General features: G+C 53.1%; 14 protein-coding genes. 6 read left to right on the plus strand and 8 right to left on the minus strand.

What is annotated here, in order from left to right; genetic code table 11:
* The first annotated feature begins 124 nt into the window (after positions 1 to 124).
* The 3 genes from PSCS_RS03065 (at position 125) to PSCS_RS15815 (ending at position 2588) form a co-directional block, all read left to right on the plus strand.
* Positions 125 to 718: a superoxide dismutase gene (locus PSCS_RS03065; RefSeq protein ID WP_068810338.1), complete on the plus strand. Its 594-nt coding sequence runs from the start codon at positions 125 to 127 to the stop codon at positions 716 to 718.
* A gap of 191 nt (positions 719 to 909) precedes the next feature.
* Positions 910 to 1728, plus strand: a complete 819-nt coding sequence (locus tag PSCS_RS03070) for a motility protein A (protein WP_068810339.1) — start codon at positions 910 to 912, stop codon at positions 1726 to 1728.
* The gene (locus PSCS_RS15815; RefSeq protein ID WP_068810340.1) at positions 1725 to 2588 is read left to right on the plus strand and encodes an OmpA/MotB family protein; all 864 of its coding nucleotides are present in this window, start codon (positions 1725 to 1727) and stop codon (positions 2586 to 2588) included. The genes PSCS_RS03070 and PSCS_RS15815 overlap by 4 nt, the downstream gene beginning before the upstream one ends.
* Before the next feature lie 29 nt (positions 2589 to 2617).
* On the opposite strand, the gene PSCS_RS03080 is transcribed toward PSCS_RS15815, so the two are convergent.
* From PSCS_RS03080 to PSCS_RS03115, 8 genes are all read right to left on the minus strand, one after another.
* Positions 2618 to 3550 carry an alpha/beta hydrolase gene (locus PSCS_RS03080; protein ID WP_157885607.1) on the minus strand — a complete coding sequence of 311 codons (933 nt, stop codon included), beginning with the start codon at positions 3548 to 3550 and terminating at the stop codon, positions 2618 to 2620.
* Positions 3551 to 3662: 112 nt separating this feature from the next.
* Complete coding sequence (locus PSCS_RS03085) at positions 3663 to 4754, minus strand: 5-(carboxyamino)imidazole ribonucleotide synthase (protein WP_068810499.1); 1092 nt, start codon at positions 4752 to 4754, stop codon at positions 3663 to 3665.
* 5 nt (positions 4755 to 4759) lie between these two features.
* On the minus strand, positions 4760 to 5263 hold the full coding sequence (gene purE / locus PSCS_RS03090; protein ID WP_068810341.1) for a 5-(carboxyamino)imidazole ribonucleotide mutase: 504 nt from the start codon (positions 5261 to 5263) through the stop codon (positions 4760 to 4762).
* A gap of 175 nt (positions 5264 to 5438) precedes the next feature.
* Complete coding sequence (groL, locus tag PSCS_RS03095; RefSeq protein ID WP_068810342.1) at positions 5439 to 7094, minus strand: chaperonin GroEL; 1656 nt, start codon at positions 7092 to 7094, stop codon at positions 5439 to 5441.
* 59 nt (positions 7095 to 7153) lie between these two features.
* Positions 7154 to 7444, minus strand: coding sequence for a co-chaperone GroES (locus PSCS_RS03100; protein ID WP_068810343.1), 291 nt, complete (start codon positions 7442 to 7444; stop codon positions 7154 to 7156).
* 161 nt (positions 7445 to 7605) lie between these two features.
* The gene (locus PSCS_RS03105; RefSeq protein WP_068810344.1) at positions 7606 to 8151 is read right to left on the minus strand and encodes an FxsA family protein; all 546 of its coding nucleotides are present in this window, start codon (positions 8149 to 8151) and stop codon (positions 7606 to 7608) included.
* Positions 8152 to 8206: 55 nt separating this feature from the next.
* A complete protein-coding gene (locus PSCS_RS03110; RefSeq protein ID WP_068810345.1) occupies positions 8207 to 9703 on the minus strand; it encodes an AmpG family muropeptide MFS transporter in 1497 nt (498 codons plus the stop codon).
* Positions 9704 to 10186, minus strand: a complete 483-nt coding sequence (locus PSCS_RS03115; RefSeq protein ID WP_068810346.1) for a YajQ family cyclic di-GMP-binding protein — start codon at positions 10184 to 10186, stop codon at positions 9704 to 9706.
* Positions 10187 to 10288: 102 nt separating this feature from the next.
* Between PSCS_RS03115 and PSCS_RS03120 the strand changes: the two genes are divergently transcribed.
* The 3 genes from PSCS_RS03120 (at position 10289) to PSCS_RS03130 (ending at position 13155) form a co-directional block, all read left to right on the plus strand.
* Positions 10289 to 11290, plus strand: coding sequence for a ketopantoate reductase family protein (locus PSCS_RS03120; protein ID WP_068810347.1), 1002 nt, complete (start codon positions 10289 to 10291; stop codon positions 11288 to 11290).
* A gap of 76 nt (positions 11291 to 11366) precedes the next feature.
* Positions 11367 to 12380, plus strand: a complete 1014-nt coding sequence (locus PSCS_RS03125; protein WP_068810348.1) for a FecCD family ABC transporter permease — start codon at positions 11367 to 11369, stop codon at positions 12378 to 12380.
* Entirely contained in the window at positions 12370 to 13155 is a 786-nt protein-coding gene (locus tag PSCS_RS03130) for an ABC transporter ATP-binding protein (protein WP_068810349.1), read from the plus strand. Before PSCS_RS03125 ends, PSCS_RS03130 begins: the two co-directional genes overlap by 11 nt.
* Positions 13156 to 13167: the final 12 nt, after the last annotated feature.

Here is a 13167-nt window from a genome sequence, read left to right on the forward strand (position 1 = left end):
GACAGCCAGTATCATGCCTTCTATCTTGAATCACCCGACGTTGTGATTTATGCTCCTTCCTCAACAAGCCATGTCCTGAAAAAGGCCAATTGGACGTTAGCCATAGTAAATTAACGAGGATGTTATGAAACTAGAACTGCCTGAACTTCCCTACGCTGCCAATGCGCTGGAACCTCACATGTCTGCTGAGACATTCAGCTTCCACCATGGCAAACACCACAACACATACGTGGTTAAAGGTAACGAGTTGCTGGCGGACGCCGGTATCGATGCTGACAACCTCGAAGACCTGGTTAAAGAAGCGGCAAAAGTGGGTGGTCCACTGTTTAACAATGTCGCCCAGGTTTATAACCACAACCTGTTCTGGGTCAGCATGAAGCCGAATGGCGGCGGTGCGCCGACAGGTGCGATTGCCGACAAGATCAACGATGATTTCGGCAGCTACGACAAATTCCGCGATGAGTTCGTCAATAACGGCATTGGCCAGTTCGGTAGCGGCTGGGTCTGGCTGGTACTTGACGGTGGCACACTGAAAGTCGTCAAAACCGCCAACGCAGAAACGCCTCTGACTGCGGGTGCCACGCCACTGCTGGTCTGCGACGTTTGGGAGCATGCATACTACCTGGACTACCAGAACCGTCGCCCTGACTTCCTGGCAAGCTTCCTGGATAACCTGGTCAACTGGGACCAGGCTAACGACGCACTGGCTTCAGCGTAAGCTTAATGACCTAACGGGCGCCGCAGCGGTGAACTGCTGCGGCATTGCCTCTCACTTCACTGTATTTTGGTATTCTGTATACCTGCTTCACATTTTAGCCATCCAGCCTCCCTGCTTTGGTATTTGGTCCATCAAGTTCCTCTCCTCACCGCCGATAACCCACACGTCAAACTCTGAATATTGGTTGTCGTATGAATCCGTCCACCGTTATCGGTATGCTCGCCAGCGTGGCATTACTGGCCAGTGTGTTGTTTTTTTCCGCGGAATCCCCCGCTGCGTTTATCAATTTACCAGGCTTGTCTATTGTGATTGCAGGCACCCTGGCAGCGACATTTATCAGTTACCCCATGAAAGAGGTGATCCGGGTTGTCCGCCTGGTCGGACTGGTTTTTCGTCGCGAGAACACGTATACGCGTGACGACATTAAGGAACTGGTGGAGATTTCACGACTCTGGTTTCAGGGCAGCATCAAAGATGTTGATGACGCGCTGGCCAAAACTCGTAACCCTTTCCTTCGCAACGGGGTGCAGTTGGTGATTGCCAACACCGATGAACAGGAAATCATAGACAGTATGCGCTGGCGTATCTCGCGCCTGAAAGCCAGGGAGCGCGCAGAGGCCAGCATTTTCCGCACCATGTCCACCTATTCCGCAGCCTTTGGCATGATTGGTACGTTGGTCGGGCTGGTTAACATGCTGGCCGTTATGGATGCCGGCAGCCTGGATCTGATTGGTCCACAGATGGCTGTGGCACTGCTGACAACATTCTATGGGGTTCTGCTGGGCAATGGCCTGTTCAAGCCTATTGCTGTCAAGCTTGAGCGGCGTACCGAAGAACGACTGATTGCCATGAACATGGTCATGGAGGGTGTCACCATGATGAGCAAACGCCGCCCACCATCCTTTATCGAAGACACACTGCAGTCATTTGCCGCTTCATACGATGACGAGATTCGGGATAAAGGCATGTTTGCAGCCCAAACTCCCGCCAGAAAGGCAAAACGTGCATGAGCAATCGCTACGAAATTGACTTGCTGGATGACGACTCACCAGTGGAGGAAGGTGAAGGCGAAGCCTGGATGATGAGCTATCTGGATGTTATGACGTTGCTGATCGCCTTCTTTGTTCTGCTCCTGGCAATGTCAGAACCTAAAACCGAAGACATCCCCAGACCGGAAACAGAAACCGGCGGCCTTGACGAGGGCGATACGATGGCTGCAAACGCGTCGATAACGGATATACAGATTGCGCCAGCTGCTGCAGCACCTGGCGACGGCTTGCTTGATGGCAGCCGCTCAGTGCTCCCAGCCAGTAACAGTGTAGTTGATACTTATAACAGTTCTGTCGACAGCGATTCGCTTGCCGACAACCTGGATCAGCAGGCGCGCAGATCACTCTCTAATGAGCCGGACACAGGGGGGTTAAACCAGGAGCTTGCCGATATTGCCAGTACACTTAGCACCATCGCCGAAATTGGTATCGATGCCAGCCCCGGCACACAGGAGCTCACCTTGCGCATCGACGACAGCCTGCTTTTTTTCAGTGGTAATGCCGAGCTTCGCTATGCAGGCATGATGCTATTGAAAGAATTGACACCGATTCTCACCGATTTCTCGGGCCAGCTATCCATTGAAGGTCACACTGATGATCTGCCCATCAACACTGCCCAGTTTCCATCCAACTGGGAGTTGTCCAGTGCCCGCTCATTAGCAGTGCTCAGGTTTCTTGATGATGATGGCCTAGACCCCGCCAACATGCGGGCAGTCGCTTATGCCGACTCACAACCCTTGACAGCAAACGATAGCAGCACCGCCAGAGCAACCAACCGGCGGGTTGAAATTGTTCTCAGAGAGGCTGACCTGGGAAGTTAAATGGCTGTTAAATGACTGTGAGGCAGCTGTCAGGTGACTACCCGACCTGCATGCTGCCTGGCAAACTGTGCCATCTCTTTCAAGGTCTGCCTGGCCTCAGGAAGCCAGGGTAGAAACAATGGCCAGACATGCGGCTGATTGTCCCAGATATGCAATGAAACCGGCACATCCGCTGCAGCAGCGCGCTCAGCCACACGCATACCATCATCACGCAGCACCTCACTGCTGCTGATGTAGATCTGTAATGGCGGGAACCCTTTGAAGTCGGCATACATGGGAGATGCTGCCGGTTCAGCCCCGTCAGCCCCATCCAGGTAGCCCGCCGCTGCCCGGCGAATACCAGCAGCAGTAAACATGGCACAATGCCGCTCATTGGCATCAACGGAACTGCCGGTCACCAACAGATCCGCATAAGGAGACAGTACCAGTGCAGCAGCCGGCATCGGCAATGTCGATTTCGTCAGTTGCGACAACAGGGATAATGCCAGCCCGCCGCCTGCGGAGTCCCCCATCACGACAATGCGTTCCGGGTCGTGGTTATTCACCAGGTACTGCCAGGCCTGCAGAACATCTTCTGCCGCCGCCGGGTAACGATGTTCTGGTGCCAACCGGTACTCAAGGGAGAAAACCCGCATTCCACTTGCTGCAGCGAGGCGGGAAGTAAAGGACTGATAGGCCTCTGCCGACCCAAACAGGTATCCGCCGCCATGACAGTAAAGAATGCAGCCATGGCCATCGGCATTTTTTGGCGTCAACCATTGTCCTTTAACCGGTGAATCAACAGTGTCGATACTGACGCCGGAAGCGACGCCCGACCTCGCCATTTGTTGATCAATCGCTTTGCGAAACCGAATGGGATCAAACGACTCATTAGCCAGTATCGGTTTGAAGCGCCGTTTCAGGTACCAACTGCATAACCGTGATGCAATGGATCGTTTTCTGATGTGATGTCTTGTGAGCATGGTCTCAAATCCGAATTCTGAATGCGTTGAACACGTCAGGGCATCAGCAATCGCGAGAGTGTCATGTTGCTCGTTGAGCACGGGCTCTTCACCAAAAATGGCTGCTGACAACTCAGCTGGGGGTGCCGATGCCTTTTTCCTGCAGTTCGGCCAAACGCTGACCCAGTGCTTCAGACGACTCCGCTAACAACGTGAGGTGACCGACTTTGCGACCCGATTTAAACGCTTTGCCATAATGATGGATATGCGCATCGCGCTCCTCCATCAGCATTGCCAGGGGAGGCACTTCACCAATGAAATTGATCATAGCACTTTCTGCGACTTTGGCAGTCGAACCCAGAGGCAGACCGGCTATGGCACGAAGATGGTTCTCAAACTGGCTGCACTGCGCTCCCTCAATGGTCCAGTGACCACTATTGTGAACCCGAGGTGCTACCTCATTGGCATAGAGTTCATCACCCACTTCAAAAAACTCAAACGCCAGCACACCAACATACTCAAGGTGATCGAGTACCCGGCCTACGTAGTCTTCCGCTTTATTTTGCAGGGGGTGGTTATCACTGGCTCTGGCGACACGCAGAATGCCGTCCGTATGCACATTGTGAGACAGGGGGTAACTGACGGTTTCACCGTCACGGCCACGAACCGCGATCACAGAAACTTCACCCGAGAATTTGACGAAGGTTTCCAGAATACAGGGCACGCCACCTAATTCATCGAAAGTGCCCGCAACATCTTCACGCGTTTTGAGAATGCGCTGACCTTTACCGTCATAACCCAGCGTGCGTGTTTTCAATACCGCAGGCAGGCCAATGGTATCCACTGCCGATTCCAGGTCATCCTGGGAGTCAATGTTTGCAAAAGGCGCTACCGGAATACCCAGGTCCTGGAACAGTGACTTTTCAGTCAAGCGGTCACGGGCAACTCGCAGTGCTTTCGCCATGGGGTAGACCGGCACCAGCTGCGAAAGAAACGCCACGGTCTCAGCCGGGACATTCTCAAACTCAAAGGTGATCAGATCGACCTGCTGCGCCAATTGCTGCAAGTGCTCGTGATCCTGGTAGTCGGCACAGATATGGGTACCCAATGCGGCAGCACAGGCATCAGGGGCAGGGTCGAGAAAAACAAACTCCATGCCCAGTGGGGTTCCGGCCAGCGCCAGCATGCGCCCCAGTTGCCCACCACCAATTACACCGATTTTCATGGTATTCATGCCTGTGTCGGGTCAGGGTTGTCCAGAATCGTTTGGGTCTGGTTCTCACGAAAAGAAGTGACAGCGTTGGCGATATCTGGATATTTACCACCCAGTATACTGCCAGAGAGCAACGCTGCGTTAATAGCGCCTGCCCGACCGATCGCCAATGTTGCCACGGCAACACCCGCAGGCATCTGGACAATGGATAGCAGCGAGTCCACACCGGAAAGCATGGACGACTGCACAGGAACGCCCAGCACCGGCAAATGTGTCTTGGAGGCACACATACCCGGCAAATGAGCGGCGCCACCAGCACCAGCAATAATCACTTCAATGCCGCGCTCGGCCGCTGTTTCCGCGTAGCTGAACAGCAAATCAGGCGTACGGTGAGCAGACACGACTTTAACTTCGTGTGGGATACCCAGTTTTTCCAACATATCGGCAGTGTGACTCATGGTGGCCCAATCTGACTTTGACCCCATGATGACCCCTACCAGCGGGCCTGTCGGCGTGCTCATCGGCGAAACCTCGCGCAAAGAAAAAACGGAGATTATACCGATTATTCACGCCCACTCAAAATACATCCGTACAACTTGTCACTGATTCATAACGAAAAAGGGGAAGGTCCTGAGACCTTCCCCTGTTCGAAGCACAAATATTTGTGCCGTCCGGCGAGCCGGACAGGTGATGGGCTTACATCATGCCCATGCCACCCATGCCGCCCATACCGCCCATGCCACCCATATCAGGGGCACCGCCGGACTTCTCTTCCGGGATTTCAGTGATCATGCACTCGGTCGTAATCATCAGGCCGGCAACAGAACCAGCAGCCTGCAATGCGCTGCGAGTCACTTTCGCCGGATCAATGATACCGGCTTCCAGCATGTCGACATATTCTCCAGTGGCCGCGTTGTAGCCCTGGTTACCAGTGGCCGACTTCACTTTGTCCAGCACCACTGAAGGCTCTTCACCAGCGTTACGCACGATCTGACGCAGCGGTGCAGTCACAGCACGCAGCAACAGTGCGATACCCACGTTCTGGTCATCGTTGTCACCAGAGATGTTGCCTTCGATCTTCTGCAGAGCACGAACCAGAGCAACACCACCACCAGGAACAACGCCTTCTTCAACCGCAGCGCGAGTGGAGTGCAGCGCGTCTTCAACACGTGCTTTCTTCTCTTTCATTTCCATTTCAGTGCCAGCACCGACTTTGATGACCGCAACACCACCAGCCAGCTTGGCAACTCGCTCTTGCAGTTTTTCCTTGTCGTAATCTGAAGACGTGTCTTCGATCTGCTTGCGAATCTGCGCCACGCGACCTTCGATCGCTTTGCCATCGCCTGCACCGTCTACGATGACAGTGTTTTCTTTAGACAGCGTGACTGTCTTGGCACTACCCAGGTGAGCCAGTTCGGCTTGCTCCAGGTTCAGACCCACTTCTTCAGAGATGACAGTACCGCCAGTCAGAATAGCGATGTCTTCCAGCATGGCTTTACGACGATCGCCAAATCCAGGCGCCTTGGCCGCAGCGACTTTCACAATACCGCGCATGTTGTTAACAATCAGTGTCGCCAGCGCTTCACCTTCCACGTCTTCGGCAATAATCAGCAGCGGACGGCTGGACTTGGCTACGCTTTCCAGCAGAGGCAGCAATTCGCGAATGTTGGAGATTTTCTTGTCAACCAGCAGCAGGTAAGGGTTTTCCAGCTCTGCGCTCATGTTGTCCTGGTTGTTGATGAAGTATGGTGACAGGTAACCGCGATCAAACTGCATACCTTCCACAACGTCCAGTTCGTTATCGAAACCGGAACCTTCTTCAACCGTGATAACACCTTCTTTACCGACTTTCTCCATCGCTTCTGCGATGATTTTTCCCACTTCGCTGTCAGAGTTGGCAGAAATTGTGCCGACCTGGGCGATCGCTTTGGAATCTGTACAAGGTGTAGACAGTGTGCCAATTTCTTCAACCAGCGCTTTAACCGCTTTGTCGATACCGCGCTTGAGATCCATCGGGTTCATGCCGGCAGCAACCGATTTCAGGCCTTCGTTCAGGATAGCCTGAGCCAGTACTGTTGCCGTTGTGGTACCGTCACCAGCGACATCAGAGGTCTGGGAAGCGACTTCCTTGACCATCTGCGCGCCCATGTTCTCGAACTTGTCTTCCAGTTCAATCTCTTTTGCCACGGATACGCCGTCTTTCGTCACAGTCGGTGCGCCAAAAGATTTATCCAGTACTACATTGCGGCCTTTAGGGCCCAAAGTGACTTTTACCGCATCTGCCAGCAGGTTGACACCTTTGAGCAGTTTCTGGCGAGCCGGATCACCGAATTTTACGTCTTTAGCCATGATTATTTCGTCCTGTATTCCTAACGTTGAACAAATGAATTAGATGGTTTGCCAAGCGAAGATTAACCTTCGATAACACCAAAGATTTCGTTTTCGCTCAGGATCAGCAGCTCTTCGTCACCGATTTTGACGGTGTTGCTGGCATACTTGCCGAACACGACTGTGTCGCCGACGTTGACATCTACCGGGCGCTTGTCGCCGTTTTCCATCACGCGACCCGGACCTACAGCAAGTACCTCACCCTGAGCCGGCTTTTCAGCGGCTGAGCCAGGCAGCACAATGCCACCAGCAGTTTTGGTTTCTTCTTCCTTGCGTCGGACGACAACGCGGTCTTGCAAAGGTCGAATATTCATTCTTCTTACTCTCCTGACTGAAAGTTAGTTGATCAATGTTAAATAGTGGCTGCCCGGCATTACGCCTGACCGCCGGTAAAAATATCCAGTGTCTGCCTAGATGGGGGCTGCAAATGGGATTTCAATAGTGGAGAGTAAATTTTTTTGCAAAAATAACAGTGTCAGTGCCTGCCGGAAGAACCGGGCTCATCCTTGTCAGCAGTGTCGCCGTTCAGACCACGATCAGGGTCAATATCATCACGATCCACCACCTCGCCATCGATGGTATTTCCCCGGCCGCCGGAACCCTGGCCAAATGGACCGCCAGCACCAAAACCACCGCCTGCACGAAACTGGCCGCCACCGCCCATAAAGAAAAAAGATCCTTTCTTCATGGCCTGTTGAGCCAGCTTGCGACGAATCAGCGGCGTCAGTAAGGCGAACCCAACCGTGTCAGTGATCAAGCCAGGTGTAAGCAACAAAGCTCCGGCAATGGCGAGCATCATACCTTCAACGATTTCCTGCCCGGGCACCTGGCCCTGAGCCATCCGTTGATTGGCCCGCATCAACGTCGCAAAACCCTGAACCCGTAACACAGAAAGCCCGACAGCCGCAGTCAGAATGACCAGCGCCAGGGTTGTAAAACCGCCGATCCAGTCCGCTACAGTGAATAACAGATACAGCTCTGCCATGGGGATCAGTACAAAGGCAAGAAAGGGAATTCTCATGAGTTATCCTGCTGTCGTGCACGCCGGTAGAGGCGTGCGATGGATTTTGCACGGTTCAAGATGCGGTTTTAGTGTGTCGTGTCTGGTCATAAGTTTCAATCTGGCGCCCTATCCAGCCCAGCATCAACAGACCGGGGATGACCATCAGACTGGTCATAATAAAGAACAGTGCCCAGTTACCGTCCAGACTGTCAACGATGAAACCACTGCCAGCGGCCAGTGTGGTGCGCCCGAAATTGGAGACGGATGACATCAGTGCATACTGGGTGCCTGTATAGGTCCGACTGGTGAAGTAGGAAATAAAGGAAATGAAAGCCACGGTCGCGAAGGCACCGGTAAAGTTATCCAGCACCAGCGCGGACAATAAAACTGGGACACTCGGGCCGGTCACGGCCAGGAGCGCAAACATCAGGTTGGTCAAAGCCATGGCTGAACCACCGACCAACAGGCCACGAATCACGCCGAAGCGGGTATTGATCAGTGCCCCGCCCAGACAAAAGATCGCCGTCACGATGCCGCCAAAGAATTTTTGGAAGAACGCAATCTGGTCGCGGCTGAAACCAATTTCCACATAGAATACCAGCGACATGCGGCCCAGCATCGCGTCACCCAGCCGGAAAACCAGCAATAACAGCAAGATGGACAGCGCCAGCTTCAGACCACAACGCTTAAAGAACTCGCTGAAAGGTGCTACGACCAGATCCTGAAGAAACGCCAGTACACCAACGGACTGTTTACCCGGTGCCGGTGCTGCAGCGGTAACATCAACGGGTGTTGCTCTCGCATCCGGTGCAGTCACGCTACCCGCTGCCGCCTGCTCACTGTCGTGGCGGGTTTCATCGTGGTCAGCTCTCGCTGATGACGACACAACCGCTGCTGATCCTTCCACCGCAGGTTCGGCAATCATCACTACACAAACGATCAGAATCACATAGAAGAACGCCAGTACCCGGTAAACATCCGGCCAGGGCAGTCCAATGGTTTCGCCACCCAATGCCACAGCAATCGCACCACCGATAAAGCCATAACCAGCCCACCACCCTGTCGTTGTGACAGCTGCGGCAAAGGGCATTTTGGCATCCATCTCATCGACGTGAAATATATTGATCCGGTAGGCATCGACAGCAATATCCTGGCTGGCCGACAGTATCGCAATCATCAAAGCACAGAGACTGATCAGGGGGAGGCTTTCTCCCGGATCACCTGTGCTGATTGCCAGCAGGGCCAGCGCTATGCCGGCCAGCGTAAAGACAATCCAGCTCCGGCGTTGCCCCAGCCTGCGATGCAGCCAGGGCAAGCGCACACGGTCAATCAGCGGCGCCCAAAGCCAGTTAATCGCATAAACGGTAGCAACCGCACCAATGAAACCAATAGCGGAACGAGACAGGCCTTCTTCCTGCATCCAGAGCGTCAGCACCGAGCCATGCAAAACCCATGGGAAACCACTGCAAAAGCCCAGCAGAAAAATGGCCAGGAAGCGTTTATCTTTGAGTTGCTGCAGGCTTTCGCGAATGGTTTCAGCCTTACGCTGCCCCGTCTCAGAATACTTCATTCAGTCCCGGAAATTATTGTATTGCAGCGGAATATCGAAATCACTGTCTTTCAGGTGAGCAATCACTGCCTGCAAATCATCGCGTTTCTTACCTGTCACCCGGACCTTATCGCCCTGGATCGCTGCCTGTACTTTGACACCTGAGGCCTTGATCTTTTTGACCATGGCGCGCGCAATATCCGTATCAATCCCTTGCTGCATGGTGACATCCATACTGGCTTTCTTGCCTGACTCGACAATGTCACCTTCCTGCATGCTTTTGATATCAATGTTGCGCTTGATCAGCTTATTGCGCAGGATATCCAGCATCTGCTGAACCTGAAATTCCGCTTCAGCTGACACCGTGATTTGCGCATCATTTAATTCAAATGACGCATCAACCCCTTTAAAGTCAAATCGGGTACCAATTTCACGATTCGCCTGGTCCACGGCGTTACGAACCTCAGCTAATTCAATTTCAGACACTACATCAAATGATGGCATGATCGACCTCATACTTTCCGGCAAACAGGTAATTGAGTAATACTACCATCATGATGACAAAAATCGCAGCCACCCAACTCCAAAATCGCAAACGGGTACCTAATGACGGTTAGCCCTGAGCAACTGGCAAATGACCCGGAACAGCCGACTGATAGCCCCGGGCAACATCACTGGCATGTACTCGGTGCTGGCGCGATGGGCTGCCTCTGGGCAGCCAGACTGGCTGAATCTTTCATTCAAACCGGTCATACGCCAAACGTGACTCTGATACTGCGTGACAATGATGCCCTGGCTTCGTTTACTGGACAGGTCGTTGTTGAGTCAGCACAGGGAGAAGCCACACCCTTCAACTTGAAGGCCACCTCGGCAGCACAGCTGAATTACCCGGTTTCCAACCTGTTGGTAACCACAAAAGCATTCGACACGGAAGAGGCACTGAGGTCAGTATTACCCTGGCTGGATCACAACTCGACAATCTGTTTACTCCAGAATGGCATACGCAATCACCTTGCCCTGCAGAATATGACGGGAATCCGGGTATTGAGCATGACAACCAGTCATGGTGCCTGGCTGAAACATCGCTTTCATGTCGTACATGCCGGATCGGGGCAAACTTTTTTCGGACCCTTGCAAACAGTGAACCCTGAATACAGCAGACATTTGAGTCGCTCTACCTTCCCGGCGGCACTGACAAAGTCGATGAATCTTAAACACACAGAGGATATGGAAAAACGCCTCTGGCAAAAGTTTGCGGCCAATTGTGTCATCAACGGATTAACGGTTATCCATGACTGCCAGAACGGAGCATTACTGACACGGCCTTCCGCTCACCAGGACTTGGTATCGCTTTGTTCCGAGACCGAAACGGTGCTCACACAAACTGACCGTCTGAATATGGCTTTGTACCCCTATGTCCGGAAAATATTGCTGGCAACTGCGACAAACTGGTCTTCCACCTGGCAAGATGTACAAGCAGGGAGAATCACCGAAATTGAAGAGTTCAATGGTTACCTTTGTGAGCTGGCAGCCCGGGCCAATTTACCCTGCCCGCATAATCAGGCGGTTTTGCGCAGCATAACCAACCATCATGCTGTGATAAGATAAGTTCTTTCCCCAATTCATCACTATCGACACGGCCGCATTGCTGCCAGGTCTCAGGTTCAATTCACAGGAACTGCCATTGAAGACAATACCACCTTTGTATAGCCTGGTTTTGCTCTGCATTGTGCTGGTGGCGGCCGTCATGACGTCACTGCTAAGCGGCAGCTACGCTGTTCCTGTCAGTGATATTTTTTCGGTCCTGTTCTCGCCTGATGATTCAGTGAACGCCCAGATCATCCATGATATTCGCCTGCCCCGAACACTGTCGGCCATTATTTGTGGCGCCATGCTGGCGCTTTCTGGCGTTATCATGCAGGTTCTACTCCGTAACCCGTTAGCCGACCCCTATATACTCGGCGTCTCAGGCGGATCCGCGGTTGGCGCGCTGACCGCACTGAGCCTGGGTGCCAGCGGTATCTGGTTGACCCAATCTGCGCTAGCTGGCGCTATTATTTCTATATTCCTGGTATTCGGATTAGCAGCCAGAGGGCAGCAATGGTCCTCGCAACGTCTGCTGCTGACCGGTGTTGTAGTTTCCGCTGGCTGGGGCGCAGTGATCAATGTCTTGCTGACCACCAGCACGGCAAGCACCGTGCAGTCCATGCTGTTCTGGTTAATGGGGGATCTCAGCCAGAGTCGAATCAGCCTGTGGCACTTTGCCTTTCTTTTTATCTGTCTCGCCATTTTATTGAGTCAGGCCAGGGCACTTAATACATTGGCAAGAGGTGAGCTGTTGGCGCGCACACTGGGAGTGCCTGTTCGGGGTTTAAACCTGGCTCTGTTTTTACTGGCCTCTGCCATGACAGCTACTTCTGTGGTCATTGCCGGCTCTGTGGGTTTTGTGGGTTTGATCATTCCTCACCTGCTGAGACTGGCAGGCATCCAGGATCACCGCTGGCTGATTCCTGCATCCGCTTTACTTGGTGCTGCATTTTTGACTTTGGCAGACTGTCTGGCGAGAACCATGCTGGCACCGCAGCAGTTGCCGGTTGGTGTCCTTACCGCAGTCATTGGTGTGCCCATTTTTCTGTTTATGCTGAACTACCGACAGGGCTACCAGCACACCACAGAGGGGCCAGCCAATGACGACTAGCCAACCACCTTTGTTTCAGACGCAGGACCTGTGTATCAGCCAGCAGAACAAAACCCTCTGCCAGCAATTAAACCTCACTGTTTACCCCGGGCAGTCAATTGCCATTCTGGGCCAGAATGGCAGTGGCAAGTCGACCCTGCTTCACACCTTACAAGGTCTTCATCAGGCAGATCACGGTGAGATCCACCTTTCTGGGCAAGCACTATCGAAATGGACCGGACGGGGGGTTGCACAGCGTGTTGGCCTGCTCTTACAACAGGTAAAAGATGAGATGCCCAGCCGTGTTGATGACTTTGCCATGCTGGGTCGCCTGCCTCACTCCCGGTTCTGGAAATCGGACTCCGAACAGGACAGAAACATTGTAGCCAAGGCGCTAAGTGTGACTGATTTATCCGGGATGTCCGCGCGAGACGTTGAGTCACTTTCTGGCGGAGAGAGACAACGCCTGGCCATCGCCATGTTGTTGGCTCAGGATCCTGACTTATACCTGCTTGATGAACCCGGCAATCACCTCGATATTGCTCACCAGATCAGCTTGATGACCTTACTGCACCAGCATATCAAAAGCATGGCAAAGGCCATGATTTTCGCGACACACGATATGAATCTGGCCGCTCGTTTTGCTGATAAGGTTCTATTGCTGAATACCGATGGCAGCTACCTGTTTGGCCTTCGCGACGATATTCTCAGTGAATCATCCCTCAGCGACGTTTATGGGCACCCGGTCAGGCAAGCCCAAACAGATACAGATTATCCCGTTTTCTTTCCTGGTTAGTCTATTTGCCAA

This window comes from Pseudohongiella nitratireducens, assembly GCF_001642735.1.
GTDB classification, from domain to species: Bacteria; Pseudomonadota; Gammaproteobacteria; order Pseudomonadales; family Pseudohongiellaceae; genus Pseudohongiella; species Pseudohongiella nitratireducens.